The 25,938-nt window shown below is 70.6% G+C and carries 23 protein-coding genes and 1 pseudogene; 9 read left to right on the top strand and 15 right to left on the bottom strand.

The genetic code is table 11. From position 1 onward, the window contains the following. Positions 1-263 precede the first annotated feature (263 nt). The 8 genes from ACZ4WZ_RS06460 to ACZ4WZ_RS06425 all read left to right on the top strand — a co-directional run bounded on the left by ACZ4WZ_RS06460 (position 264) and on the right by ACZ4WZ_RS06425 (position 9,077). Positions 264-1,505 (top strand): M16 family metallopeptidase, encoded by a 1,242-nt coding sequence (locus tag ACZ4WZ_RS06460; protein ID WP_467885833.1) that lies wholly within the window; start codon positions 264-266, stop codon positions 1,503-1,505. Next, complete coding sequence (locus ACZ4WZ_RS06455; protein WP_467885831.1) at positions 1,502-2,374, top strand: hypothetical protein; 873 nt, start codon at positions 1,502-1,504, stop codon at positions 2,372-2,374. Before ACZ4WZ_RS06460 ends, ACZ4WZ_RS06455 begins: the two co-directional genes overlap by 4 nt. Then, positions 2,371-3,585: a hypothetical protein gene (locus ACZ4WZ_RS06450; RefSeq protein ID WP_467885829.1), complete on the top strand. Its 1,215-nt coding sequence runs from the start codon at positions 2,371-2,373 to the stop codon at positions 3,583-3,585. Before ACZ4WZ_RS06455 ends, ACZ4WZ_RS06450 begins: the two co-directional genes overlap by 4 nt. Positions 3,586-3,596: 11 nt before the next feature. Further along, positions 3,597-4,634: an ABC transporter ATP-binding protein gene (locus ACZ4WZ_RS06445; RefSeq protein WP_467885828.1), complete on the top strand. Its 1,038-nt coding sequence runs from the start codon at positions 3,597-3,599 to the stop codon at positions 4,632-4,634. Beyond that, a complete protein-coding gene (locus ACZ4WZ_RS06440) occupies positions 4,631-5,386 on the top strand; it encodes an ABC transporter permease (RefSeq protein WP_362044287.1) in 756 nt (251 codons plus the stop codon). Before ACZ4WZ_RS06445 ends, ACZ4WZ_RS06440 begins: the two co-directional genes overlap by 4 nt. Then, positions 5,379-6,248 (top strand): ABC transporter permease, encoded by an 870-nt coding sequence (locus ACZ4WZ_RS06435; protein WP_362044284.1) that lies wholly within the window; start codon positions 5,379-5,381, stop codon positions 6,246-6,248. Before ACZ4WZ_RS06440 ends, ACZ4WZ_RS06435 begins: the two co-directional genes overlap by 8 nt. Positions 6,249-6,379: 131 nt before the next feature. Further along, positions 6,380-8,347, top strand: coding sequence for a threonine--tRNA ligase (thrS, locus tag ACZ4WZ_RS06430; protein ID WP_467885926.1), 1,968 nt, complete (start codon positions 6,380-6,382; stop codon positions 8,345-8,347). Between the two features lie 235 nt (positions 8,348-8,582). Further along, entirely contained in the window at positions 8,583-9,077 is a 495-nt protein-coding gene (locus tag ACZ4WZ_RS06425; RefSeq protein ID WP_467885825.1) for a flavin reductase family protein, read from the top strand. A 306-nt stretch (positions 9,078-9,383) separates the two neighbouring features. On the opposite strand, the gene ACZ4WZ_RS06420 is transcribed toward ACZ4WZ_RS06425, so the two are convergent. After that, a complete protein-coding gene (locus ACZ4WZ_RS06420; RefSeq protein WP_467885824.1) occupies positions 9,384-9,833 on the bottom strand; it encodes an ester cyclase in 450 nt (149 codons plus the stop codon). Positions 9,834-9,859: 26 nt separating this feature from the next. Continuing rightward, entirely contained in the window at positions 9,860-11,071 is a 1,212-nt protein-coding gene (locus tag ACZ4WZ_RS06415) for an NAD(P)/FAD-dependent oxidoreductase (RefSeq protein WP_467885821.1), read from the bottom strand. Positions 11,072-11,276: 205 nt separating this feature from the next. Here ACZ4WZ_RS06415 and ACZ4WZ_RS06410 point away from each other — a divergent pair, with 205 nt between their 5' ends. Continuing rightward, positions 11,277-11,918 carry a TetR/AcrR family transcriptional regulator gene (locus ACZ4WZ_RS06410; RefSeq protein ID WP_031154819.1) on the top strand — a complete coding sequence of 214 codons (642 nt, stop codon included), beginning with the start codon at positions 11,277-11,279 and terminating at the stop codon, positions 11,916-11,918. Positions 11,919-12,466: 548 nt separating this feature from the next. Here ACZ4WZ_RS06410 and ACZ4WZ_RS06405 read toward each other — a convergent pair. From ACZ4WZ_RS06405 to ACZ4WZ_RS06345, 13 genes and pseudogenes are all read right to left on the bottom strand, one after another. Continuing rightward, on the bottom strand, positions 12,467-12,718 hold the full coding sequence (locus tag ACZ4WZ_RS06405) for a hypothetical protein (RefSeq protein ID WP_467885818.1): 252 nt from the start codon (positions 12,716-12,718) through the stop codon (positions 12,467-12,469). Between the two features lie 12 nt (positions 12,719-12,730). Next, positions 12,731-13,582, bottom strand: coding sequence for a hypothetical protein (locus tag ACZ4WZ_RS06400; RefSeq protein ID WP_467885929.1), 852 nt, complete (start codon positions 13,580-13,582; stop codon positions 12,731-12,733). 255 nt (positions 13,583-13,837) lie between these two features. Continuing rightward, a pseudogene (locus tag ACZ4WZ_RS06395) lies at positions 13,838-14,074 on the bottom strand (WhiB family transcriptional regulator); the annotation flags it as partial. Between the two features lie 160 nt (positions 14,075-14,234). Continuing rightward, positions 14,235-14,852, bottom strand: a complete 618-nt coding sequence (locus tag ACZ4WZ_RS06390) for a hypothetical protein (protein ID WP_467885816.1) — start codon at positions 14,850-14,852, stop codon at positions 14,235-14,237. After that, complete coding sequence (locus tag ACZ4WZ_RS06385) at positions 14,852-15,865, bottom strand: hypothetical protein (protein WP_467885814.1); 1,014 nt, start codon at positions 15,863-15,865, stop codon at positions 14,852-14,854. Before ACZ4WZ_RS06385 ends, ACZ4WZ_RS06390 begins: the two co-directional genes overlap by 1 nt. A 5-nt stretch (positions 15,866-15,870) precedes the next feature. Further along, positions 15,871-16,488: a hypothetical protein gene (locus ACZ4WZ_RS06380; RefSeq protein WP_467885813.1), complete on the bottom strand. Its 618-nt coding sequence runs from the start codon at positions 16,486-16,488 to the stop codon at positions 15,871-15,873. Positions 16,489-16,519: 31 nt separating this feature from the next. Then, entirely contained in the window at positions 16,520-17,143 is a 624-nt protein-coding gene (locus tag ACZ4WZ_RS06375; protein WP_467885811.1) for a hypothetical protein, read from the bottom strand. A gap of 13 nt (positions 17,144-17,156) precedes the next feature. Continuing rightward, a complete protein-coding gene (locus tag ACZ4WZ_RS06370) occupies positions 17,157-19,478 on the bottom strand; it encodes a hypothetical protein (protein WP_467885808.1) in 2,322 nt (773 codons plus the stop codon). A 60-nt stretch (positions 19,479-19,538) separates the two neighbouring features. Then, positions 19,539-20,096 (bottom strand): hypothetical protein, encoded by a 558-nt coding sequence (locus ACZ4WZ_RS06365; RefSeq protein WP_467885806.1) that lies wholly within the window; start codon positions 20,094-20,096, stop codon positions 19,539-19,541. A 50-nt stretch (positions 20,097-20,146) separates the two neighbouring features. After that, positions 20,147-23,146: an ATP-binding protein gene (locus ACZ4WZ_RS06360; RefSeq protein WP_467885803.1), complete on the bottom strand. Its 3,000-nt coding sequence runs from the start codon at positions 23,144-23,146 to the stop codon at positions 20,147-20,149. A gap of 7 nt (positions 23,147-23,153) precedes the next feature. Then, the gene (locus ACZ4WZ_RS06355) at positions 23,154-23,708 is read right to left on the bottom strand and encodes a hypothetical protein (protein WP_467885800.1); all 555 of its coding nucleotides are present in this window, start codon (positions 23,706-23,708) and stop codon (positions 23,154-23,156) included. Positions 23,709-23,814: 106 nt separating this feature from the next. After that, positions 23,815-24,075, bottom strand: coding sequence for a hypothetical protein (locus tag ACZ4WZ_RS06350; protein WP_388933220.1), 261 nt, complete (start codon positions 24,073-24,075; stop codon positions 23,815-23,817). A gap of 91 nt (positions 24,076-24,166) precedes the next feature. Next, the gene (locus ACZ4WZ_RS06345) at positions 24,167-25,789 is read right to left on the bottom strand and encodes a conjugal transfer protein (protein WP_467885797.1); all 1,623 of its coding nucleotides are present in this window, start codon (positions 25,787-25,789) and stop codon (positions 24,167-24,169) included. Positions 25,790-25,938 lie beyond the last annotated feature (149 nt).

Below are 25,938 nucleotides of genomic sequence, written 5' to 3'. Positions count from 1 at the left end.
CGCCAGCACAAGGTCGGCATGCGCCCCGCCCTCGACAAGGCCGGATCCGTCCGCCAGCACAAGGTCGGCATGCGCCCCGCCCTCGACAAGGCCGGTTCCATCCGCCAGCACGCGGTCGGCATGCGCCCCAGCCTGGACAAGGCCAACCAGGGCAAGTGACCTGCCCTTCTCCCTGAAGAACGTCCACGGGCCCGGCGCCCCTCGGGGTGCTGGGCCCCACCTCTTCCTCCTTCCCGCCCCACCACCGTGACCCAGGAGGTCCGATGTCAGCCGTCGACCAGCTGACCCTCTCCAACGGCGTCTGCATCCTCACCCGCACCGACCACCGGTTCGCCACCGCCGCCGTGTCCGTGGCGATCGGAGCGGGCTCCCGCCACGACCCAGCCGGCCAGGGCGGCACCCTGCACCTCCTGGAACACATCCTGATGTCCTCCCGGGTGGACCGCGCCGACGGCGCCGAACCCCGGCCGCTGGCCGAGGAGATCGAGCTCGTGGGAGGCAGCGGGAACGCGGTTACCGGCCTGGAGCTGATGCTGCTCCACGCCCAGGTGCTGCCCGAGCTCGCGGCGCAGACCATGGCCGCGCTCGCCTCCGCCGTCGCCCGGCCCCATGTGACCGAGGAACACTTCGAGGCCGAGCGCAAGGCGGTGCTCCAGGAACTCGCCGCAGCCGCCTCCGACCCGTGCGATGTCATCCAGGACGCCTACATCCGCGAGCTCTTCCCCGGCCACCCGCTCGGCCGCCCGGTCGGCGGAACCGCGGCCGAAGTGCAGGCGGCTTCCATGGAACAGGTCCTCGGCGTCCACCGTGACCTGCTGGCCTCGGCCCCCATCGCCCTGATCGCCGTCGGCCCGCTCACCGCCGAGGACGTACGGGAGGCCGTACGCGGTACCGGAATCGACGAGCTTCCCCGCCGCACCGCCGCCCCCGCCCGCCTCGCCCTGGCCCCCCTCGCCGCCAGCGACCCGGTCCAGGACTGGCCCGAGGAGTTCTGCTGGCTGTCGATCGGCGGCCGCTCCCCGGCGGTCGACGATCCGGGCCGCCACGCCTACACCGTGCTCAGCCACGTACTGGGCGGCGGCTCCGCCTCGCTGCTGTACCGCAGGCTGCGCCACGAGAAGGGCCTCGGCTACCACTTCCAGTCCTGGAACCGCAGCTACCGCGACGGCGGCTCATGGCGGGTACTGGTCGGTACCGAACCGGAGAACGGCCCGCTGGTGCTCGACACCGTACGGTCCTGCCTCGCGGAGGTCGCGGCGGAGCCCGACCCCCAGCGGGTCGCCACCGCCTGCCGCCAGGCCGCCTTCGAACTGCTGGAGGAAGCCGACAACCCCCTCGGACAGGCGATCCAGCTGGCCCGCGGCACCTACGCCGGGGACCGCCCCTGGTCGGCGGCCGAGGACGCCGCCGCGCTCCAGGCGGTCACCGCCGACGAGGTCGGGGCCGCCGCCGAACGGCTGCTGCGGGAGCTGTCGGTGGTCGTACGCCCGGAGGCGGACCGATGAGCGCCGCCGCCGTCACCGCGGTCGCCGTCACCACGGCCGCGCCGGACCTGGAGTCCTTCGCCGGCACCGGCCTGCTGTGGGAGGTCGCGGGCCACCCGTGCATAGCGGGCACGAGCACCGACCCCGCCGACGGCCGGGTCGACTGCCTGGTGGAGTACGCACCCGAGCCGCTGCTCACCGACCCGTCCGCCCTGGCGCTGCTGGTGCACGAGGTGATGGCCGGGCAGCCGCGCCCGCGGTGGCGGAATCTCGTGGTCCGCTCGCGCGGCGAGGTGGCCCTGCCCGCGCCGATGGTCCGCGATCTGACCCACCTCGTCCTCGACCGTGCCGCCGGACCCGGCCCGCTGCTTCCGCCGGGCATCTCGATCGCCCCCTCGGCGGGACCCGGCGCGGACGCCCGCGTCGGCGACTGGCTGCGCCGGGCCGTCGCCGACGGCAACAGCCAGCGCGGGCTTCCCGACGGCGGCGCGCTGGTGGACGAGACCGTCGACGCCTACCTCGCCGCCCCCGACCGGGTGTCGCTCATCGCCTCTCTCGACACCCCCGGAGGTCCTCGCCCCATCGCCCACGCGACCCTGCTCACCGGGGCCGTGGACGAGGTGTACGGCACCCCCTTCGTGGACCTCGTCGACATCCTGGTGGACGAGGACCAGGACGTCCCGCTCCTGACCCGGGCCCTGGTCGCGGCGTCCGCCCGGCACGCCGCCGACGTCGGCCTGCCCCTCGTGGGCAACGTCGTACACGGCCTGGACGCCGAAGGCGCCGTCCAGGGAGAGCACGTGGTCACCTCACTGATCCGTCAGGGCTGGCAGCTCCTGGACACCTACTGGCGCTGCCCCCTCGACCCCGAAGTCTGGGAGTCCCCATGAGCGCGCCCGAGAACGGCCGAGGCAACGACCGAGGCTTCGAGCCCACCCTCGGAGTGCTGTGCGAACTGCTCGGCACCGATGAGGACTGTCCCCCCGACGAGCTCCTCCACCGGGCCCGCACGGCGTCCTACACGCTGTCCCCGCTGCTGCTGTCCGCCGCCGCCCACGAGGGTCGGCGGATGGGCTCCGGTTCCGAGGACGAACTACGGCGCCACCGGTCCCGCCTCGCGGTCTACGCCGAGATCGCCGCGGCGGTGGCGCCCCACGGCGCACGGGTGGTGAAGGGACCGGGCCTGTCGCGGTTCCAGCCCGACTGGGTGGTGCGCACCTCCGGCGACCTGGATCTGCTGGCCGCCGACGAGGTGGCACTGTGGCGTTCCGCCCGGATCGTCGCCGACATCCTGCCGGTCTACGACCTCATGCTGACCGTCACCGGGTGGGGAGCGGGCGGGCACTTCATGGTCGGCCTGTTCGCCCCTTCCGAGGACCCCTGGCTGGACCCCGAACTCAGGGTGGAGATCGCCACCTACGCCTACCCCGGCGACTGCGAGGCCGTGCCGCTGCGCAGCGCGATGCCTGCGCGGGAGAGCGTGGCGCAGCTTCTCGCGGTGGCCGAGGAACGCTTCCAGCGAGACTTCACGGTGCGGGACGTACTGGACTGCGCCGCGGTACTGGCTTCGTCGGAGGCCCCGAACCCGGCCGAGCTGGCCGAGGCCGCCGCCGAGGCGAACATCTCCCCGGAACTGCTGGAGCTGATCGACTTCGCACGGGGCTTCCCGAGCGTGGCACCCGTCATCGCCGCCGCCTACGGATCGGCGCTGGCCGAGCCGGCGGAAGCCGAGCGGGAGCGCCGCACCGGGCTCTGCCCGGCCGTGGCCGAGGGCTCCGGCCCCGACGGCGAGACCGTGCTCGAACGGGTCCAGCGCAAGCTGGTAGCCGGCGGGTCGGTCGCGGAGCGGCTGCGTACGGCCTTCCCGGTCTTCGGCATGCCGCTGCGGGTCGACGGCCCCTTCTGGCCGCGGGACCGGGCCGCGGTGCACGCATCAGGTGACTTCATCGTACTGACCAGCCCGCTGGGTGCGTTCCTGCTGGTCACGCAGGAGTGGGTCGACCCCGTCCAGTACCGGCGGGCGCAGGAGTTCGCCCGGGAACTCGCCCAGGCCCAGACCGCCACGGCCGCCGAGTCCGCAGCACCACCGAGTGGATCGTGAGGAGCGCAGTCATGTCCCCGTCGTCATCCGTTGCACCACCCCCGTCCCCCCTGTCCCTCCTGTCCCCGCTGTCCCCGCTGTCGGACGCCGCCCCCAGCATCGAGGTCTCCGACCTGGTCCGTGCGTACAAGGGCGGCAAGCCCGGCCAGCGCAACGCACTCGACGGGATCTCCTTCACCGTGCGGCGCGGCGAGACCATGGGCCTGCTCGGGCCCAACGGCGCCGGCAAGACCACGCTCGCCCGGGTGCTGTCCACGCTGCTCACCCCCACCTCGGGCACGGCCCGGGTGGCCGGGTTCGACGTGGTCCGGGAGCCCCGGGCGGTACGGGCGTCCATCGGCCTGGTGCTCGGCGGGGAACGGGGCCTGTACGGGCGGCTGACCGCCGAGCAGAACGTCCGCTACTGGGCCGCGATGTGTGGCCTCGGCCGCCGCGAGTGCCGCGAGCGCACCCGCTCCGTGCTCGCGGAGCTGGGGCTCACCGAGCACGCGGACCGCCCGGTGGAGAAGTTCTCCCGGGGCATGCTCCAGCGCGTGCACCTGGCCAGGGCCCTCGTCGCCGAGCCCGAGGTGCTCGTGCTCGACGAGCCCACCAGCGGCATGGACCCCAACGCGGCCTTCGGCTTCCTCGAGCTCGTACGGGAGCTCCAGGCCCAGGGCACCACCATCCTCCTCACCACGCACGACATGCGCGAGGCCCAGGAGTTGTGCCACCGCGTACTCCTCCTCGACCAGGGCCGGATCGTGGCCAGGGGCACCCCGGGAGAACTGCTCGCCGGGCTGGCCGACCAGCGGCTCGTGAGCGTCGCCACGGCGACCGACCCCGCCCTGGACGAGCTCCGCCGCACCTGGGACGGCGACTTCGCCGCAGCCGGCTGCCACCGGACCGAGACCGGCGAACTGCGCTTCACCGTCACCGGTACGGAACAACTGGCCCTGGTCCTGGGCGTGCTGGCCAGGACCGGCTGTGCCGGGGTCTCGATCAGTGCCCCCGGCCTCGGTGACGTCTACCGCGCTGTCATACCCGACCGGGAGTTCAGCGTCCGATGAACGAACACACCCGCACCGCCTGGCTGCTGATCGTCCGCCGCCCGGGCGTCCTGTCCCTGCTGGTCTTCGTCCCGCTCTACTCCCTGGTGTTCTTCACCGTGGTGCGGTCCGGCGGCCGTCCCGAGCTGGCGGCCCCGGTGGCACTGACCACCTTCGTCATGACGATGTGGTCGCACGCCGTCTTCGTCGCCTCCGAGGCGGTCGACCACGACCGCGCCGAAGGGATGCTGGAGGTGCTGCTGGCCGCCCCCGGCTCGTACACCCGCTCGCTGACCCTGCGGATCGCCGCCACCGCGACCCTCTGCCTGCCCGCCGCGGCCGAGATCGTACTGATCGGCGTCTACGGGTACGGCTTCCCCCTGCGGGTGGCCGCACCGGCTTCCTTCCTGGCGGCGCTGCTGCTGACGTTCGCGGGCACCGTGGGCGCGGCAACACTGCTGGCGGGAGTGTTCGCGCTGGTCCGGGGCGCCCGTACCTATCAGAACGCCCTCACCTACCCCTGCTATCTCCTCGCCGGACTGGTGGTCCCCGCCTCGCTGCTGCCGCAGCCGCTGGCGGCCTTGAGCCGGCTCTGGTTCCTGTCGTGGGGCGCCGACCTGATGCGGGACGCGCTCCGCGCGACTCCGGCGGACCTGTACGCCCGGCTGCTGGTCCTGGCGCTCCTGGCAGGCATCCAGTGCCTGCTGGGCGTACTGGTTCTGCGACGTGTCATGACCCGCGCCCGTGAAGGGAGCATCGCTCTCCATGTCTGAGTACCCCATGTCCGAGCACCCACTGACCGAGTACCCCCTCGCCACCTCCGCCCTGCCCTCGGGCCGGCTCGCCGGCCTGGTGGGGGCGGTGGACCGCCGGCTGCACCTGTTCCAGATCGGGGTCCAGGCCGGCTTCCACGACTATCGGCGGATGTTCACCTGGCGGTCCTGGCTGTTCGGCTGGGCGCTGCGGCTCCTGGCCCAGGTCGCCTTCTTCGCGTCGCTGGGCCGGCTGCTCGGCACACCGGACAGCCAGGACTACATCGCGCTCGGCAACGCCGCCCTGCTCGGCCCGCTGGGCGCGCTGGGTGTGGTGTCCTCCAGTGCCGCCGAGCGCCGGGCCGGAACCCTGCCGCTGCTGCTGCTGAGCCGCACGGGGCCGCTGCCGGTGCTGGCCGCGCGGGGCGTGTACTGGGTCTGCGACGCCATGGCGACCGCGATGCTGGCCACCGCACTGCTGCCGCTGATCACCGGGGCGGCGCTGCCGCCGGCCGCGCTGCCCGGGATTCTCGGCCTGGAGGCCCTGGCTACGCTGTCCTGTTACGCCCTAGCGCTGGCTCTGACGCCCGTGAGCATGCGGTTCCCCGAGTCCCGGGGCTATCTGACCTCTGGGCTGCTGATCCTGATGATGCTGTTCAGCGGGGTGAACACCCAGCCCGCCGAAGGCCCGGGCGGGGTGGTCGGCGCCGTCCTGCCGATGACCCACGCCCTGGCCGGCATACGCAAGCTCGCCGCGGGCGGCCCCCTGCCCGGGGCGGACCTGCTGGGTGAGCTCCTGGTGTGCGGCGGCTGGGCCGCTGCGGCCGCCCTGCTGGTCCCGTGGGGGCTGCGCCGTGCCGCGCGAGCGGGGGCGCTCGGATAGGGTCCACCCGCCTCCGCCCCGGCTCTGCGGGGCCAACTCCGGCAGGACGGCCCACCCCAGGGGCGACGGGCCTGTCAATATGATCAGAAAGCCCCAAGAACACCGAGGAGCCCTCCTTGACCGACGTGACCATCTCCGTCACCCGTGACAGTCAGCAGTCCGACGAGACAGTTCCCGCGGGCACGACGTTCGCCGAGCTGTACGCCCAGGACCGCACCGTGATTGCCGCGCGGGTCAACGGTGAGCTCCGCGACCTGGGTTCCACCGTCGTCGGCGGCGAGAGCGTCGAGCCGGTGGAAATCTCCTCCGAGGACGGCCTGAACATCCTGCGCCACTCGACCGCGCACGTCATGGCGCAGGCCGTGCAGGAGCTCTTCCCCGAGGCCAAGCTGGGCATCGGCCCGCCGGTCCGCGACGGCTTCTACTACGACTTCGACGTCGCCAGGCCCTTCACCCCCGAGGACCTCAAGGCCATCGAGAAGAAGATGCAGGAGATCCAGAAGCGCGGGCAGAAGTTCGCCCGCCGCGTGGTCTCCGACGAGGCGGCCCGCGAGGAGCTCGCCGACGAGCCCTACAAGCTGGAGCTCATCGGCATCAAGGGCTCCGCGTCGACCGACGACGGCGCGAACGTCGAGGTGGGCGGCGGCGAGCTGACCATCTACGACAACCTCGACGCGAAGACCGGCGAGCTGTGCTGGAAGGACCTCTGCCGCGGTCCCCACCTGCCCACCACCCGCAACATCCCGGCGTTCAAGCTGATGCGCAACGCGGCCGCCTACTGGCGCGGCAGCGAGAAGAACCCGATGCTCCAGCGCATCTACGGCACCGCGTGGCCCTCGAAGGACGAGCTCAAGGCCCACCTCGACTTCCTCGCCGAGGCCGAGAAGCGCGACCACCGCAAGCTCGGCAACGAGCTCGACCTCTTCTCCTTCCCGGACGAGATCGGCTCCGGTCTCCCGGTGTTCCACCCCAAGGGCGCGGCCGTGCGCCAGGCGCTGGAAGACTACTCCCGCAAGCGCCACCGTGAGGCGGGCTACCAGTTCGTCAACACCCCGCACATCACCAAGGAGAACCTGTTCCGCACCTCGGGGCACCTCCAGTGGTACGCGGAGGGCATGTTCCCGCCCATGGAGCTGGACGAGGGCCAGAACTACTACCTCAAGCCCATGAACTGCCCGTTCCACAACCTGATCTACAAGTCCCGCGGGCGTTCCTACCGTGAACTGCCGCTGCGGCTCTTCGAGTTCGGCACGGTGTACCGGTACGAGAAGTCGGGCGTGGTGCACGGCCTGACCCGGGTGCGCGGCCTGACGATGGACGACGCGCACATCTACTGCACCCGGGAGCAGCTCGGCGGGGAACTGCGCAACCTGCTGCGCTTCGTCCTCGACCTGCTCGCGGACTACGGTCTGACCGACTTCTACCTGGAGCTGTCCACCAAGGACCCGGCCAGCCCCAAGTACGTCGGCTCGGACGAGGACTGGGCCGAGGCCACCGAAGCGCTCAGGGAGGCCGCGGGCAGCGAGAACCTGGATCTGGTCCTCGACGAGGGCGGCGCGGCCTTCTACGGCCCGAAGATCTCCGTGCAGGCCAGGGATGCCATCGGCCGGTCGTGGCAGATGTCCACGATCCAGGTCGACTTCCAGCTGCCGCAGCGGTTCGACCTGGAATACCAGTCCGCGGAGGGGACCAGGGAGCGGCCCATCATGGTCCACCGCGCCCTGTTCGGCTCCATCGAGCGGTTCTTCGGTGTGCTCACCGAGCACTACGCGGGAGCCTTCCCCGCCTGGATGGCCCCGGTCCAGGTCGTGGGGATCCCAATCACCGACGAGCAGGTCCCCTACCTCCAGGAGATCGCCGACCGGCTGCGCGAGCACGAGATCAGGGTCGAGATCAACGCGGGCCCGGACCGCATGCAGAAGAAGATCCGCACTGCCCAGCAGCAGAAGATCCCCTACATGCTGCTGGCCGGCCAGGAGGACGTGGCCAAGGGCGCGGTCTCCTTCCGCTACCGCAGCGGCGAGCAGAAGAACTTCGTCCCGGTGGACGAGGCGGTCGAGGAGATCCTCAAGGCCGTGCGCGAACGCACCAGGGACTGACTGGCGAGCGCGGCACCGTAGGAACACGCACGCCGGGTGGGAACGAGACTCTCGTTCCCACCCGGCGTGCTTTCCGGCGTGCTTTCGCCCCGCCCCTCATGTTGCTGCCAAGCAGGTTCATGCGCCCCTCAGCCCCTAGGCGATCCACCGACCCCGGGCCAAGCTGGTGGACAGTCGTCCTCACGACCACCGTCCACACCACAGGGCGCCCGAGCCAGCCCGCCAAGGAGACCGCATGACCGCTGCCGTCGACGAATCCGCACTTCGTGATGCGGCAGCGACGTTCTGTACCGGAGTCGTGGTGATCACGGCGATGAGCGAGGGGGAGCCCGTCGGGATGTCCGTGCAGTCGTTCGTCTCCCTCTCCATCGACCCGCCGCTCGCCTCCTTCAGCCCGAGCCGCACCTCCAGGAGCTGGCCGCGCATCCGTTCGGCCGGGCGGCTCGCGGTGAACGTGCTGGCCGCCGACCAGAGCGAACTGTCCCGGCGGTTCGCGGTCAGCGGCGGCGACAAGTTCCACGGAGTGGACTGGGAACCGGGCGAGAACGGCGCACCCTTGCTGGCCGGCGCACTCACCTGCTTCGAGGCCGACATCCAGTACGAGGTCCCCGGAGGAGACCACACCATAGCCATCGTCCGCCTCACCCGCGCCCAGCCCCTGCGCACGGCGGAACCCCTCGTGTACTTCCGACGCGGCTACCACCGCATAGCCGCCACGCATCAGGCCTGACCGGCCCCTGACCTGGTCTTACGAAGTCGGGGTGGCGGGATGCGAACCCACCGACCAGGTCACCCCTGCCCATGGCCATGAAGGGCGGCAGCCGAAGCGACGCCGAGTTCGGCCCCGGTACCGGCAACGACGCGGCCGGGCTGTTGGCCTTAGCCGCCAGTAGGGCGTGCCCGCCACGAAGCCCCAGGTCAGCGACCTGGGGCTTTGTTTGTTGCCCGGACCTCTCGGGGCACGCACGCCATGCACGTGCCCCAACTGCGACAACGGAGTGCCGGGTTGCCTGCTGGTGCTGGGCAGTAAGGGGGCTCATGCCCGATCGTCGGCTCGCTCAGTCGGCGCCTCCCCCTGGCCGGCTCCGGTAAGCATGCCGAGCTGCCGCATCTGCGAGAAGATGTCGACGACCCCCCAGATCTCGGCGATCCTGCCGCCTGCGAAGCGGAAGATGAAGATCTCGTTGTATGCCACGGATCTTCCGGTCGGAGGAAGGCCCCTGTACTCGCCTCGGTGGGTCCCGGTGACGGTGTTCCTGAAGACGATCCTGTCCCCCTCGGTGATCACGTCCTCGACCCTGACGTGAAGGTCGGGGAACGCCCGAAGGAGCACCTCCCACACTTGCTTGAGTGCCTGCGCCCCCATCACACCTGTCGGTATCGGCGCGTGGAACAGCACGTCCGGCTCGACGACCTCGTCGATCGTCTTCGAGATGACCTCCAGATCGCCGCTGTTCACGGCATCGTGGAAACGGCCGAACGTCACCCTGTCGTCGCCTTGCGCCCCGATGCTCACAGCGCGGCCACTGCCACCGGCGCTTCGGCCTGCCCGGCCTGCTTGGCCTGGAGCAGTCGCTGTCGCGTGGCGCCTCCCGAGACGCGGTGAAGGCGGTACGCGCCGGGCTTGCCCGCCTCGTCGGCCAGGTGCTTGACGACGCCCGTGCACACCGCCTCCTTGAGCTTCGCGCCCAGGCGGCCGTCGATGTTGAACCACACCGCGACGTCGGCCCGGTTGGCGAACTGGAAGATGCCGTCTGCCCGGCCCAGGCTGATGCACTGGGCGGCGAAGGACTGGTTGAGGGTCTCGGGCCGCTCACCCGCGATCCGGGCCAGCACCGTGTCGGCGGCGCGCGCGCCCATCGGCATCGCGGCCTGGCAACTCATCCGCAGCGGCAGGCCCGACGGCGCCGCCGAGTCCCCGGCGGCGATGATGCGTACGTCGTCCACGCTGGTCAGCGTCTCGTCCGTGAGCAGCCGGCCCAGGGCGTCGGCGCTCAGCCCACTGCGCACGGCCAGGTCCGGTACGCCGAAGCCGACGGTCCAGATGGTCACCTCGCTCGACAGCGTGCGGCCGTCGGCGAGCCGTACGGCGTCGCGGGTCACGGCCGTCACCTTCGCGCCGGGGCCGTCGAGGACGGTCACCCCGAGTTTGGCCAGCCGCTTGGCGACCGAGCGCCGGCCCCGGGGGTGCAGGTACGGGCCGAGCGCCCCGCCGCACACCAGCGTCACGGTGCGGCCCGCCTCCGAAAGCTCGGCGGCGGTCTCGATGCCGGTCGGGCCGGCTCCGACGACGGTCACCGCGGCCGTCGCGGGCGCGGCGTCGAGGACCGGCCGCAGCCGCCCGGCCTCCTCGAAGGTGCCGATGGGATAGGCGAACTCGGCCGCCCCGGGCACGCTCGGGTCGGCGCTGCCACTGCCCACCGCGTAGACCAGATAGTCGTAGCCGACCGTGCCGCCGCCCGCCAGCTCCACGGCACGCCCGGCCGAGTCGATCCGGGTCACGCTGTCGACCACCAGCCGTACGCCCTCAGCCAGGACCTCCCGGTAGCCGACGACCGCCGTGTCGGTCCCGCCCACCAGCTGGTGGAGGCGGATGCGGTGGACGAAGTCCGGGCGCGGATTGACCAGCGTCACCGTCACGTCACCGCGCTGCGTCAGACGGTTGGCCGCCATGACGCCCGCGTACCCTCCGCCGATCACGACCACATCGGTGTTCTCGTTCATGGTGCGTCCTCCACTTCAAGGGGGTTCGGCCTCAAGACACCGACGCCCCGGTTCCTGTGACAGGTACGGCTGTGTGACCTGCCCCACCATCACGTACACGACCGTGCGGTCACTGCACATCTGTGCAGCGACTGCATGAAGATATACTTACTCCCTGAGGGGGCGTCAAGACCCCACCCACCCGATCCGGGAGCGAGAGGCCACGATGACCAGTGACGATCCGGTCCGCCGCGGCGGTCGTGAAGCGCAGCGCCGCCGCACCCGCAAGGCGATCGTCGACGCGGCGGTCCGGCTGAGCGCCGGCGGAGCGACGCCGTCCATCGACGAGATCGCGGCCGCCGCCGACGTGTCGCGGCGCACGGTCTACGCGTACTTCCCGAGCCTCGACCACCTGCTGATCGACGCGACCGCCGGCGCGCTCAACGAGCCCCCGGTCGAGGAAGCGCTGAACGACCCCGCACTGGCCGGCGACCCCGCGGGCCGGGTGGACGCCCTCATAAGGACGCTGTTGAAGTACTCACCGCAGTCGCTTCCCCTCGGCCGCCGACTGATCCGCCTGACCGTCGATCAACCGGCAGGCGAAACTCCGGAGCCGACCGGGCCGCGCCGCGGCCCCCGCCGGATCCAGTGGCTGGAGCAGGCCTGCGAACCGCTCCGCGACACCCTGAGCCAGGAGTCGTACCAGCGGCTGATCTCGGCCCTGACCATCGTGGTCGGCTGGGAGGCGCAGATCGCCCTGCGCGACGTCCGCGGTCTTGGCCCGGAGGCCGAGGAGGAGGCCATCACCTGGGCGGCGCGCGCCCTGGTAGAGGCAGCGATCAGGGAACACGAGGCGGACAGCCCGTAAGACGACGGCTCCCCACGCCGGCCGGCACCGACAGCGGACCTCGCGGAGAGCAACTGCTACCAAGGACTTCGAGAGGCAGGTTCCTGTCCCCGCATGAGGGGTCGTGCCACGACGTGCCAGTCGAGACGGTAAACAGCGGTCGGCAAGGGGGCCGACGAGGCAGTCAGGCCGAACCCGATGCCGACCGTTTCCGCAGGTCAGAGCCCATTTCTATGCTCAGGTACCGGGTGATTCCCAAGCTTATAGCGCGGGTTCGATTCCCGATCATCCGCTCTTGCAAGAAGGCCCAGGTCAGCGACCTGGGCCTTCTCCGTTGTCTAGACCTCTCGACCCTCGGCGAGCATCGCTGACACGAGCCAAGCCACCTTTGTCCCGAGCCTTCCTGATGCCACATCGACCCGGCCTCCAGGCGGTACCGCGGATTCCGACTCCGCACGGATCGGCTCCGGTCCGGCTGCCGGGGTGGCCCGTTGTCTGGACAGGGCCGTTTCCGAGGCCCTCGAGGGTCGGGGAGTGATGGGGCATGGACGCATCCTGCGGAACCGCGGTCAGCGGGGCGCGTCGGGCAGGGTTTCGGTGCTGCCGTCGGGGTGGATGAGGAGGCGGACCGCACCGCCGTAGCGGTCGTCGGTTATCACAGCAGGGGTCGGAAAGCCGAGCTGCTGGGCGCGCTGCTGGAGGATGCCGATGACGACGTCCTGGATGTTGCCGAAGGGCGGGGCCGTCACGGGGACCTCGTCGATCAGGCCCGCGTGGTGGGAGAAGACGCGGACTTCCGCGGCCGGAGGGGTGGGCTGCACGGCGACTGCCTTTCAGGAGTTCGGGACGGCTTCGCCGGTGGACGGCGGGATCGCGGTGTAGGTGCCGCGCGAGACCCGTAGTAGTCGGCCCGCCTTGACCATGGCGGACAGGGCGTTGCTGACCGACTTCCCCGCGTCCTGGTACGCACCCGGGGGTAGCGCCCCGACCACGTCGCGGCTGGTGAAGTGACCCGGGAAGGAGGACACCGCCGTCTCCACAGCGCGCCGCAGGCTGGGGGCGCCCCAGGGACCGGACCCGCCCGCCCCCGTGGCGGAGTGGTGCGGGTGATTGTCGCACTGGATGCCCGCGTGGCCCTCGCCGTGGTCCTGGCGCGGGGCGAGGCGCTGGTAGCGCTCCAGGTGGGAGCCGAGCTCGCGCACCGCTTCCAGTACGGCCGCCAGGTTCCGGGCGTGCGCGACGGCGGCGGGGTCCGCGGTGTGGGCTGCGGGGACGAGCACCGCCGTGATGGCCTCCACATGGTGCAGCGAGTCCGCCAGGCGGCGCAGCAGGGGCTCGAAGATGTCCTGCCGCAGCGCGGCGACGGGGTCGCTGGTCGCGAGCTCGATGCTCACGGAACCGGTCAGAGCGCTGTCCGTCACCTCGTAGGCGGTCTCGTCACCTGCTGCCGCACGCCAGGACTCCAGGCTCATGCGGGTCCGGGTGACCGCGGCGAGGAACTCGGGCGCCACGGCGGCGGACGGGGTGAACGCGAGCATCCCGGCGAGCTGCTCGGTGACCTTGAGTATGGGGAGCGTGGCGCACGCCAGCGGGCCGAGCACGGCCTTCTGTATGGCCAGGGCCGGATCGGCGAGCGAGTAGGTGATCCGTGCTCCCGACACGGCCGGAGCGCCCGTCTTCGACACCTCGTCTGTGTCGGCGCGCTGTCGGCGGTCTGCTGGGAAGTGCTGTGCCGGATCCTGCCGCTGGGCGGGAACCGGGCCCCGGCCGGAACCCAATGTTCGGCGTGCCCGATGCTCCTGGAGGGCGCTGAACGCGTCGAGTACCGCGGCTGCTTCAACCGCTTCACCGCAGCCGCCGCCCGTGTCGGACGCGGCGGCGGTCAAGCGTCCCCGGCTGTCGCCGATGTGCAGCCACCTGCGGATCCAGCGCCGGTCCTGCTCTGTGGTGGCGGCGGCGTAACCGCCCGGATCGGACCGGACGACGGAGCCTTGCAGGCATTCAGCCCACACGGGGCAGGAGAAGCACAGCTGCCGGGCCGCATGGGTGAGGGCCTGGCTCCGCCGCATGCGGAAGGGAAGTTCCGGAGCACCCGCGGACGGACGTTCCAGGAGCGGCTCCGCGAAGATGTCGGGCCGCCGCTGGCAAGGCAGAAGCGTCGTGGCGGCCGGCAGCATCGCTGCCGGCCGGGTTCTCATCGCTGTCCTCGCCATGAAAGAAGTCCCCCGATGTTCTTTGTGACCAACGGGGACTCTAGAGCAGGACAATTGGCAGCGGCAAAGCCGAACCACCTGCTGTAGATCACTTATTACACAACGGAAATGCCGACCCACCAGCTCACCGAGCATCCGTGTCAGCGGCTGCCGCCATCCGGCGGAGACCTCGGCGCTCCAGCCTGGGTTCACGCCGGTTAACGCAGGAGAACGTTCTGCTACGAAGCATCAGCACACCGACGACGCACAGGAATCCAAGGGGTACGCCGTACAGCGGCGCCAACATGCCCACCCCGGACGCGCCGACGAGCAGCACGTCGGCCAGTACGACGGTGACGCCCCGGCGGCCCCGGGGCCGCTTGAGCATCCAGGCACCCAGCAGAGCCATACCGCCGAGCGCCCAGTAGCCGAAGACCGCCTGGCCGCTGAGGAGTCCGCCGGAGGACCCGCGCGCGATGTCGCCCGCGGCCGCCAGGTAGCCGGTCATCGCGGCGGTGACGACGGTCGAGGCGAGACCGAGCAGCAGCTGGCCGCGACGGCGCAGCAGCCACACCAGCACGGCGAGGACGAGCAGCACGGCCATCGTGACGAACGAGGCCGTACTGGTCGAGGCGAGCACGAAGAGGGTGTAGGCGCCGGCGATGCCGAAGACGATCCGGCGGAGCAGCCGCACGGCCCAGGCGTCGTCGCGCTCCTGACGGAGCAGCCGGCGGAGGGGGTCGAGGGAGGGGCGAGGGGTCATCACGGACCGTCCATACCTGTTGCGGGGGTGCGGAGGGTGAGGGCCGGAGCGCCCGCGCTTTCAGCTCCGGAGGCCGGTCCAGCGGTCTCGCGCCGGGTGATGGTGGTCGGCTGCTGGAAGCCCATCTGCCAGAGCGGGCTGGGCAGGCGCTTCGGCGTGGCCTGCTGCTCGGGCGCCTCGACGGCGGCGGCCTGTGCCTGGGCCGGGGCAACGGCCTCCATCACACTGTCGATCTTCTCCTTGCGGGCCTCGGGGGTCTCGGCCGCGAAGGCGTGCGGGTCGATGTAGCGCGGGAGGTCCTTGTTGTCGAACTGCGCGACGGCCCGAACCGCGTTCGTACCGGCCTCCGCCCGGGTCACCTCGGGCCAGGACTGGGGGGCCTCGTACACGAAGTTGATGTTGTGCAGCCCGACGTTCTCGTTCCCGCAGAGCGTGCCGAGTTCCTTCTGGTGCAGGACCGCCCGGGTGTTGCCGACGTCCGCGAAGACCACCACCCGGCCTTCGGCCAGCCCCCCGTACGTCGCGGAGATCTCGTCCCATTTGGCCTTGGCGTAGCCCGGGCCGAAGCCCGCATCCTCACCACCGAGTACCTCGATGACCTCGTCTTCCCAGAGGAACATGTCATCGAGTTCACGACCTCCCTGGGACGTCTCCAGGGTTTGTGCAGTGCCGGGATTGGTCTCGTTCTGCTGCGCAGCCCACTCCTCCGCTATGAAGCGCTGAGACAGGAACGGGCCGCCCTTGCCGTTCTTCGGCGCGTCCGGGTGCTCGATGCCGTACGACCAGAAGGCACTGATCGGCTTCGTCCCTTCGGGCGGAGTGAGCTTCGTCTTGTCCCGGGCCAAGGCGTCGATGTAGGCCTTCGGCTTCATGTTCGCGGCCGCAGCGGCGGCCTTGATCTGCGCCACCACGGCATCCGGGTCGCTCTTGGCATCCAGGGTCGCCTTCTCCCGGGCCTTCGCCCGAAGCAGAGCGCCGGTCAGTATGCCCTCCGGTATCGGTTCCGGACTCACCGTTGTCAGGCCTCCAGCGGACGGGGATAGACCCGAAGGCTCATGTTCACCACTCCGGTGTCGGACCCGTCGGCAGTGCCCATGGCAGGTGTGATCGTCAGGCTGACGAGGGCACCGTGCGGTGCTGTGAGCTCCCAGTAGGCGATGCGATAGGGGCGCTTCTCCTTTAGCCGGGTCTCCAGCTTCGGGACGGAGTACAGAGGGAGCTCATCGGGGAAGGAGGTGGAGTCCCATGCGCCGTCCCAGGCCGGTTCGCCGAGTACCGATGACACGGCGTCGCGGTAGAGAGGCCAGACCCGGTCGGCCTCGGCCAGCACGTGCTCGTTGCCCTCTGGATTCATCGCCGACTCGCCCCACACCCAGTGACGCAGACTCTGCACAGGCGCCCAGCTGCCGCCCATCGCGTTCAGCGTCAGCTCGCCCCCCGTGCGCGTGCGCACATTGAGGACGTACTCGAACTGGGTCGGTGTCCAGCCGAACTGGGCGCACCACTCGTCCAACCCCTGGCTGGGCAGGGGCGGCCCGTTCCAGACGGTCTCCCAGTGGACGTCGGTCAGCCCCCGCAGCTCGGTGACGAGTTCCTCCGGGGTGCGGTCCACCGGCGGTTCGAAGGGCGTGCCCATGTCGTGGTCTCTCTTTCTGGTGTCTGGTACGTCACAGCAGCCAGCCGGGGCCGTCGAGCGCCCTCGGGTCGGCCGGTCCGTGGAAGGTGAGGGAGATCGTCCCACCCCCCGCGAACCCGTCCGTCCGGTGCTCCAGGGCGAGCACGATGACCGGGGCGAGCGGGTTGGGGTACCGCCACTGGGCCAGCCGGTACGGGGCCCGGAGCTCCCGCCGCTCCTCGGCGTCGCCCCACCGGCCCGGCGCGGGCGGCTCCGGGAAGTCCGGGCTGTCCCAGGCGCCCTCCCAGCCCGGTGCGCCCAACGCGGCGGTCATCCGGGCGAGGTGGGCCGCGTAGCGGTCGAGGGCGATCGCCAGCACGGCCTCGCCTTCGTAGTCCCCGGCCGCCGCGGCCTTCCAGACGGTGTACGCCGCCCGGGTCACGGGCCGGCCGAGGCCGGCCCGTGACGCCAGGTGCAGGCGGCCGCCCTGCGGCGTACGCACCCACAGGCCCGACTGGGACCACAGCGGCTCCCAGCCGAAGCCCGCGCACCACTCGGCGCGCTCGGCCTCACCGTCCGGTACGCCTGGCCACACGGCACGCCAGTCCACCCGCAGGAGCGCGCCCAGCTCGGCGGCGAGCTCCTGCGGGGGCTGGTCGGTGATGACGCTTGCCATGGCTCAGGCCTTCCTAGCGGGACACACGGCCGTCGCCGCCGTCCCGCGGCGTCGGCGGGGTGGGCAGCGTCGGCGGGGTGGGCGGTGTCGGAGTGGCGCGCGGGTCGGGCGCGGGCACACGCGGCTGCTGGTGCACGGGTCCGTTGTCCGGCGTGTTGACCCGGCCCCTGGAGGACTGGGGGTCCTGCTGCGCGGGAACGGCGGGCGCGGGGGCCGGTGCCGGTGCCGGTGCCGGCAGGGGCGGTGCGGGCTGCGGCCGCGGCACGTAGGCCGACGGCGTGCCACCGCCAACGAGACGGCCGCTGCTGCTCTGGGCCTGGTCAGCTTCTGCGGCTTGCCGCTCCCGCTTGGCCTCGACTGCCGCGTACTGCTCCCCGAGCTGGTCCTTCTGGACCGTTGCGGTCTGGTAGGCGGTCTTGCGCTGTTCACGCTTGGAGGGTTGGGGGGTGGAAAGCTTGCCTTCCTTCTGCCACCGACCGTCGTTCTTCTTGTTGTCGTAGGTCCGTACAGCGGCCAGCGTGCCCTTCTTCGCCACCTTCGCCGTGCCGCCGGCGACACGGCCCGTCGCCTTCGCGGCGCCGGCCGCGGCCCCAGGGGCGTACTGGCCCAGCTTGCCGCCCACCGTGTTCGCCATGTCCCCGACGCCCAGGGCATCCTCTGCCCCGGCGATCTGCGGACTGTAGGCCCCCGACAGCAGCTTCTTCAGCATCATCACGACGGCGACGCTGACCAGTACCAGCATCAGCAGCTGCATGCCGAGGGAGATCTTGGCGGGCAGGATCATCTGGTACAGAACGAGCAGCACGGTCAGGATGACGCCGAAGCCCGCTCTGAGGACGAAGCTGTGGATGAACGTCTGCAGCCAGCCCTTCAGCAGTTTCTGCTGCGAAGGGTGAATTCCCAGCGTGGCGATCAGCGGGAGCATGATGATCATGATGAGCGTCACGGCGTGCCACAGCAGGGTGAGCACGCTGAGCACGATCACCATGACGGCGACGATCAGAGCGGCAATCAGCGAGTAGATCGCGATTCCGACACGGTCCCCGGCGTTCCTTCCGGCCCACTGCTCGAAGGGGACGGGGTAAACACGCTCGTTCGTTCCCTCGTTGTCACCCTTGTCCTTGCCTCCCGCCATGTCGTAGCGGATGGGGACCCAGTCGTCATTTTCCTTGTCGAGGTCCTTGCCGATCTCCATGTTGGTCCGGGCCTGGGCCACCAGCTGGCGGATGCGGAGATCCTCGCACCGTGCGCTTCCCTTGACGCCCCAATAGCACTTGTCATCGTGGCCCGTCGGAGAGCATCCACCGCTCTTGGCGTCCTCCCCGGTCTTACGGAAGATGCAGTCGGAACCGGCTTCGCCGAACTGACCCAAGGCCCAGGGCCGGAATATCAGCGTGTCGTACATGGCACAGCTGTTGACACGCACGCCCCGGTTGGGAACGTCCTTGTTGACGGGCAGGTCGCAGGGGGGTTGTGCTTCCCCGGAGAGTCCGCTGAGAACCGCCTCGCTGAGCGCGGCGTTGGCCTGAGCGATGCCGGCATCCGCCGTGTCGATGAACTTCTGGTAGTTGCCACCAGTGAGCATGGCCACCACCGCGACGGTGGTCAGTGATGCCCAACCGATGCCCGACCAGGCCTCTCGCATCTGGTTCTTGCGCCACTTGCCGAACACCCAGAACCCGGTGAGTGTGATCAGGACCGGGACGGCGGGGACGAAGAGGTTGTCCTTGAGCTTGTCCACAGCATTGTTGCGGCCCGTATACAGGCCGGCGAGCGGGCTGGGGTTGGAGGCGTACTCCTTGATGGAGATACCGGCACGGGTGACCAGCTTGGTGATGTCGAACACCGTGTCCGCGATGCCGTTGTTGACGTAGTCCATGATGGCGCAGCTGTCCGCGCCATTGGCGTTGGAGCCCATGAAGCCTTTGTCCTGGGAGGCGTCTCCCCGGCCCCGCATGGTCATGGACCAGTTGAGGCCGCGCATGCCTGCGAGCTCGTACATCGTGTAGTTCTCAGGGGGCCCGGACAGCTTGACAGGGCCGCCATACAGACCCGTCGTATCGTTGAGCGTCTTGGGGCGCGACTCCTCCCACTGCTTGACGGCCGGGAAGACCGACTCGATGTGGCCCGGGTTGTCCATCTGGTAGTTGTCATCGCCCGTGAAGGAACAGGCGAAGTCAATGGCGCGTGCCGGGCCGGGCACGGCCATGGTCAAGGAGAACAGCGCGAACATCAGGAATGCGCCGATCCGCACCGCGCGCCCGGCCGCCTTCGCCCGTTCGCGGGGCGAGGGGCGGGCGGAGAGATCTCCACGTGGCTTGGCGCTACGGCGCACGGACATCAGCTTCCTTCTGGAGTTCCGCAACGGGCAAGTGAGCAGGCGGCGCTGTGGGGGCTACGCGGGGATGTAGTCCGTCAGGATGCAGCCCTCGACCTTGGCATCGCGCTTCACGTAGCCGCTGGGGATCTCGCTGTTGAATTTGGGGTTGCACGAGGCGACGAGGAGTCCGGAGGACTTCAGCTCGCGCAGGCCGCCGCCCTGGTTGGGAATGACGGCGAAGTCCACCCCGACCAAGGCGACCGCGTCGCCCTCCTTCCCGGCTTCGGCGTTCGCCTTGAGCGCCTGCTGGAACTTCTTCATGTCGGAGATGGCGACCAGGGCCATGTGTCCCCTCTCGGCATCGCAGTACACCTGTTCCTTCACGCCCGCTCCGGCGCCCTTGGGGACGTCTTCGAACGCCGTGCCGCCGTGCCGCTCCTCCGGCGGATTCTTTTCCAGGTCGTTGCACTGGGTGTACTGGTTGACGAAGCGCTCCATCGCGGCCACGTCCTTCGCCTTCGGCAGGCTCTTGCCGCCGCTTCCCATATCGGAGTCTCCCTCGCCGCCGCAGCCCGTAAGGGCCGCGAGCGCCGTGAGAGCGGCTGCGGCGGTGAGGGTCCTGGACATGCGCATGGGGTCTCCTGTGGTGGTGTGTTCGGATCGGTCTCGGGGCGAGGGCGCCGCTACCGCGAGGCAGCAGGCTCCGTGTTCTCAGCGGCCGACCGCTCCTCGCGGGCGGCCTCCTGCATGAAGGTCCAGTCCCACACGCTGAGCGGCGGGTCGATGGACTGGCGGCCGGGACGGGTGGTGCCGTTGGTGTCCGTGGCGGCGAGGATCTCCTGGAAGACCAGGTCCACCGCGACCGTGCCGACCCGCTTGTCCACGTCCCGCTGCAGACAGACACCCGTCCGCAGTTCCTGGAGGGAGTTGGACACCTTGGTGTCGCTCTCCGGCCGGCCGAGCAGCGGGGCCACCAACGAGGCCTCCTGGGTGGACTTCTGTTTGAAGGCGAAGACGGTATGGATCTGGTTGGCGCCACCGCTGCGGGCCTCGGAGTCCTCGATCTGGACGAGGTCGATGGCCTGCTGCGTGATCAGCACGATGACCGCCAGGTACGAACGGCCCTGCTTGAGCGCGCGCCGCATCAGGTCGCGACCGCTCTCGGTCGCGGTGACGACGTACGCCTCGTCGACGAACAGCGCCTTGGGCCGCAGTCCGACCTCCCCCGTCACGGGGTTCTTCTCGTAGCCGACGTCGAGCATCTGGCTGCCCAGCTCTACGACCGCCATCAGCGCGGTCGCGGCCAGCCGCTCGGCCGGGTTCCAGCTGCGCGGGTCGGAGGAGGCCGGGGTCTGGAAACCGCGCAGGGTGATCACCGTGCGGCGTTTGCGCATCGCGGACAGCGTCTGTGGCTTCTCCGCGAAGGCGAGTCGCGCGTACGGCAGGGTACGCAGCTCCGTGAGCAGCATCTGGGCGAGCTTGAGGTCCTTGACGGCCTCGCGGTCCCCGCTCGCCACCGCGTCGTCGTAGGCGCGTACGACCTCGTCGACGACCTGCCACAGCGTCGGCCGGGGCACCTGCCGCTCGGCGTCGCGGGCGCTCAGGCCCTGTTCGGTGGCCTGCCGGATCGCGGAGTTGTACCAGCCGACCACCGCGGCCATCGCCTCGATGACGGGCAGGCGCACCCGCTGGTAGTCCTCGTCACCGAGGAAACCGCGCAGCATCGTTTCGGCGAGCAGTCGCCCGGAGGGCACGTCGCGCGCGACCACCCACGGGTCGAGCACGCCGGCCTGTCCCTTGAGGAGGTCGACGACCTCGGTCTCGGCCCAGAACTCCGGGTTCACCGGCTGGAAGCGGCTCTGCGGGGTGCCGAGGAGGCCCGCCTCGGCGTCGAGGGGGAACTCGGGGTCGTTGACCTGGGATCCGAAGGCCAGGTAGTAGCAGAGCTGGGCGAAGTCCGTCTTGGGGTCGATGACCAGGCAGCGCACGCCCGACTCCGACTCCTCGTAGAACTTCTGCAGGGCCAGTGAGGACTTGCCACCACCGGACGCGCCGACGATGGCCACGCCCCCGCCGTCGTTGCGGGCAGGGCCGACGTGCAGCGAGTAGTGGACCGGAGTCTTGCCGGCCCAGCCGACCAGGTTGCCGACCCAGCCGAGCTGCTTGCCCGACCGGCGCTCGGGGTTGTCACCCAGCTCGGTGCCGGCCGTGGGCAGCCCGGCGCCGAGCTGCTCGACCTCCTGGAGCCGCAGGTACGGCGCGATCGGCAGCTTGGGCGCGTCACCCGGCAGCTGCGACTGCAGCAGGCGCCACTGCTGGCGGCTCGGGCGCAGCAGGGTGACCTTCAGGTCCTGCTTGAACTGCATCTCCAGGACGCGGCGGCGTCGCTCGAGCTCGGATAGGTCGGAGGCGGAGATGGTGAAGCGTATCTGCGCCTCCATGCCCGGCATCTTGTGCTCTTCCACGTCGTCAACGAGGTTCTGGGCACGGGTGACCTGCGCGGCGAGCTGGGTGCCGGGGGAACGGCCGGAGTTGGCCATGTCGTTCATCTCGTCGACGAGGTTGCCGCTGATCTTCTTCGCCCGGTCCTGGAACTTCAGGTACGGGATGAGGGTGAACCGCATGTCGATCTCGACCGGGAAGTCGACGTGCTGCGCCGCGTAGCGGGCCCACGCGGTGGACTGCCGGAAGCGGGTCTCGGTAGGCCAGCTGGCCGCGACGAGGGTGGTCGTGTAGCTGGTGCGCCGCTCGCCGGTCATCTCGTCGTACTGGTGCAGCACGATGTGCGTCTTGCGGTTCTCACCGGAGAAGTCGACGACCAGGTCGAACTGATCGGGGCCCCAGGCCCGGCTGCCGAGCACCGGCTCGGCGGGAATCGGCAGGTCGCCGTGGAGCGGCTTGCGGATCAGCCAGACCAGTTCCTCGCGGCTCAGCGGACTGCCGCCGAGGCCCTCGAGACCCTCGTGGATCTCGCGCGCGACCTGGGTCCACTGGGCCAGCAGCTCCGGCGACAGGTACTCGTCGTGCACGCCCGTGGCACCGGCCGCGGCCGCGTCGGCGGCGTCCCGCACCGAGCGCGTGACGCCCGACTCCTCGACCGGGTCGTCCCCGCCGGGGAGCACCCCGTGGTTGCCGCCGGACTTCCGCTTCATCGAACCCAGCTTGACCAGCAGGATGTTGCGCTCGCGCTGCGCGCCGATGCGCTCCTGGTACTCGGCCTTGCGGAAGTTGTACGCCTTGTAGTTCTCCGTCGGCTCCCAGGCCACGGCGTTGAGCTGCTCGGCCCAGTCCTGGGCGGTGATCGGCCGGTACACCTTGCGGTAGTGGCACTCGACGTTGCGGTCGCCCCGGGCGAGGTTGAGCAACGCGCGGGCCGGCGCCTCGGCCATGGCCTGGAGCTCGACGGCATTGAGGTACTCGTCGATGGCCGTGGGCAGGGCGATGCCCGTCCAGACGGAGTCCCCGTGGACGAAGATCATGTCGTCGGCGTACCGGTAGGGCAGCCGCATCTCCTCGCGCCGCTTGGCCGGGGCCTGGCCACGGGAGGAGCCGCCGCCCGGCTTCCCCGGGCTACCGGAGCCGCCGTTCTTGGCCCCGGCGTTCTTCTTCGAGGAAGTGGACGCGAGGAGCATGGCGATCAGGAAGAAGGCGACCGCCCCGCCAAAAAAGATCAGCACGAACATGGAGGAGTCATCCTGCGGTCTCGGTGGTTGCGGTCTCGGCGGGTGCGCTCGGTGAGGGCGCGATCGGGGGTGGAGCGGACGCGGCGTACGAGGAGCCGTGCAGGGCCGCCGTCACGAGTGCCGCGTCGTACCGCTTGTGCCAGCGGCTCGCGCCCGGCTGCCAGAGGATGACCTGCCAGTGCAGCTCCTCCGGCTCGCGGTCCGCGGCCAGCCCCTGGAGGCGCTTGGGCTGCATCCAGTAATCGGCCCACACCACCACCTGCTGGCGGAGGGTCAGGGACGAGGGCAGCGGCCGGCCCCAGACGAAGTAGACGCCGACCGGCGGCCCGAGGTACAGGACCGACGTGATGAGCGACAGGCCCAGGAAGGGCAGGAGGGCCGACAGCGTCAGCAGCACCACGAACCACAGCACGCCGAAACCGAAGGCGGCGCCCAGGGCGGGCAGGAGCAGACCGGGAAGCGGGATGTTGCCCCAGTTCCAGATGCGCTTGGGCCGGTTCAGCAGGTCCGTGTGGTCATAGGCGACCATGGGCGCCGGTGCGTCCGGCGTGTCCTGCGTCATCAGTCGGTCCCCCTCTCTGGTGTGGCCGCGTGCTCCGCGCCGCGATCGCGGGCGGCACGTCCAAGGTCGCGGGCCGGGTTCCGTTCCTCACGGCCCGTCCCCGGGATCAGCCCTTACCGCCGATCTGCTCGCCGAGGCTGATGAGCATTCCGGCAAGGCCGGCGGCGCCACCGATGATGAACGCGGCCAGCGCGATCATGCCGAAGCCCTGGAAGGCCTCGCGCATGCCGTCGCCGCGCTTCATCGACAGCAGCATCCGGATGCCGAGGATGAGGAGGGCGCAGGAGGCCACCGTAAGGCCGAGGCCGGCCAGGATGCCCTGGATCTTGCCGAACATGCCTTCGAGGGTCGTTGCTGCCAGGATCATGGCGTGTCCTTCGTTGTGAGGGGCGTACGGATGGGTGTCGCGTCGTGCAGTCGTGCAGGAGGGTCGGTACGCCGCCTTGCGCGATGACGCGTCAGTGGGCCGACTGGGAAGCGGACGGCTTGGGCGATGGGGAGGCGCCGGGGGAGGCCGAGCCGGACGGAGAGGCCGAGCCGGACGGGGCGGGCGGGGTGCTCGCTCCTGCGGCCGGGGCGGCGCTCGGGGAGGCCGTGCCGGGTGTGTCCGCCCGCCCGCCCGTGGGGTCCATGACACCGCCGCGGATGTCCTTGATGAACCAGCCCTGTGCCGTGTTCACCACGGTCACCCGGTACGAGCGCTTCAGGGCCACCTCCGCCTTCGCGTCGTCGGCCCCTCCGCCGCCCCAGACGACCGTCACCCGTGCCGGGACCGCCTGGCCCTGGCTGTACGTGACCTTCTTGCCGGCCTCGGTGCCCTCGGGCGCCAGCGCCTGGACCTCCTGGACCACCGGTGAGTTCAGCACGCCGGCCAGGCCCGAGACCGCCGCGGGGGTGGCGTCGGGGGTGGTGAAACGGGTCAGGGCGGTGGTGTCGGACGCGGCCCACGCCTTGAAGTAGCCGGCCAGGACCTGGTCCCTGAGCTGCGTGGACAGTTCCTGGTCGATGACCTCTTCGCCCTTCTCCAGCGCGGGCGCGGTGTCGCGGATCGGCAGCGGCATCTCGCCGACGTTGCCGACGACCCGCAGCCCGGACGCACCGGCGAGGTCCTTGACGTACACCGGTACGGACAAGGTGGTGGTGCGGCCGCCCGTGTAGGTGACCTGGATGTTGAGGTACCGGCCGTTCTTCCCGTACTCGGGGAGCTCTTCGACGGTCCCGTCCCAGTTCGCCTGCTTGACCTGCTGCTTGCCCTTCCCGTTCCAGCCGCAGTCGCGGTCGACGCCGGCCGAGATGTAACGGGAGAGGGATTCGCGGCGCTTGTCGGTGTTCTCCGGCGAGTACGTCATGCAGAGGGACGCGTACTCCTCGGCGAAGACCGCCGCCGACTGCACCGGGAAGTCGGTCAGGCGGTAGCGGTCCAGGTCCTTGCCGTCCAGGGCAGCGGGCTGCACGGAGACGGAAGACCTGCCGATGACCAGGCCCGTGACACCGCACGACCCGAGCGCGAACGCGCAGGCGGTGATCATCAGGGTCGCGCGCAGGGCGACGTGCGTGCTCCTGCCGTTCGAGGGCAGCCGGCCTCCGGGGCGGGGCACCTCGAACCGGGCGTCCGGCCCCTTGGCGCCGCTTCGGCCGGGCGCGGTCACGGCGGCGGCGGACGGGTCCGCGGCAGCAGCGGGTGCGGCGGCAGCGGCCGGTATCCCGGCTGCGGAAGCCTTCCCGCCCCCCTTGCGGTTGTCGCGCGCGGCCTTCTTGCTCTCGTACGCGGCCTTGCGCGCCGCCTTCTTGCGTTCGTACTCGGCCTTGCGCTCGGCCTTCGCCTGCTCCCGCTTGCCCTTCTTCGACTCGGCGGCGGGCCTGTCCGCGCGCGGCGGCAAGCTCGGTACGGCCGCCTGACCCGGCGGCACGTTGGACTGCGGGGCCACGCGCACCCACGCGGCGGCCACCTGGCTGCGGGCCGCCTCGGCGGAGAGCTGGGGCACGGCCGGGGAGTCGTACGGACCCGGTGCCTGCTGTGCGGGGTGCCCGGCGGGCCGGTCCTCGCCGATCCCGTCCGCAGAACTGCTGTGGTCCGTCATCGAGTCGGCTCTCTCCCCGCGTGTGATCCCCGTCCGCCGGTCGGGCGTGCGGCGGGCCCTGGCGAGACCAGGTGCGGACGGCAGTGTGGCAAATCGAACCGACATTCCCCTCCCGCTTTTCCTCGCGGGGAGAGGTGAGGAAAAAATAA

The organism is Streptomyces sp. NPDC029122 (assembly GCF_055569445.1).
This window is presented reverse-complemented; position numbering and strand designations above follow the sequence as displayed.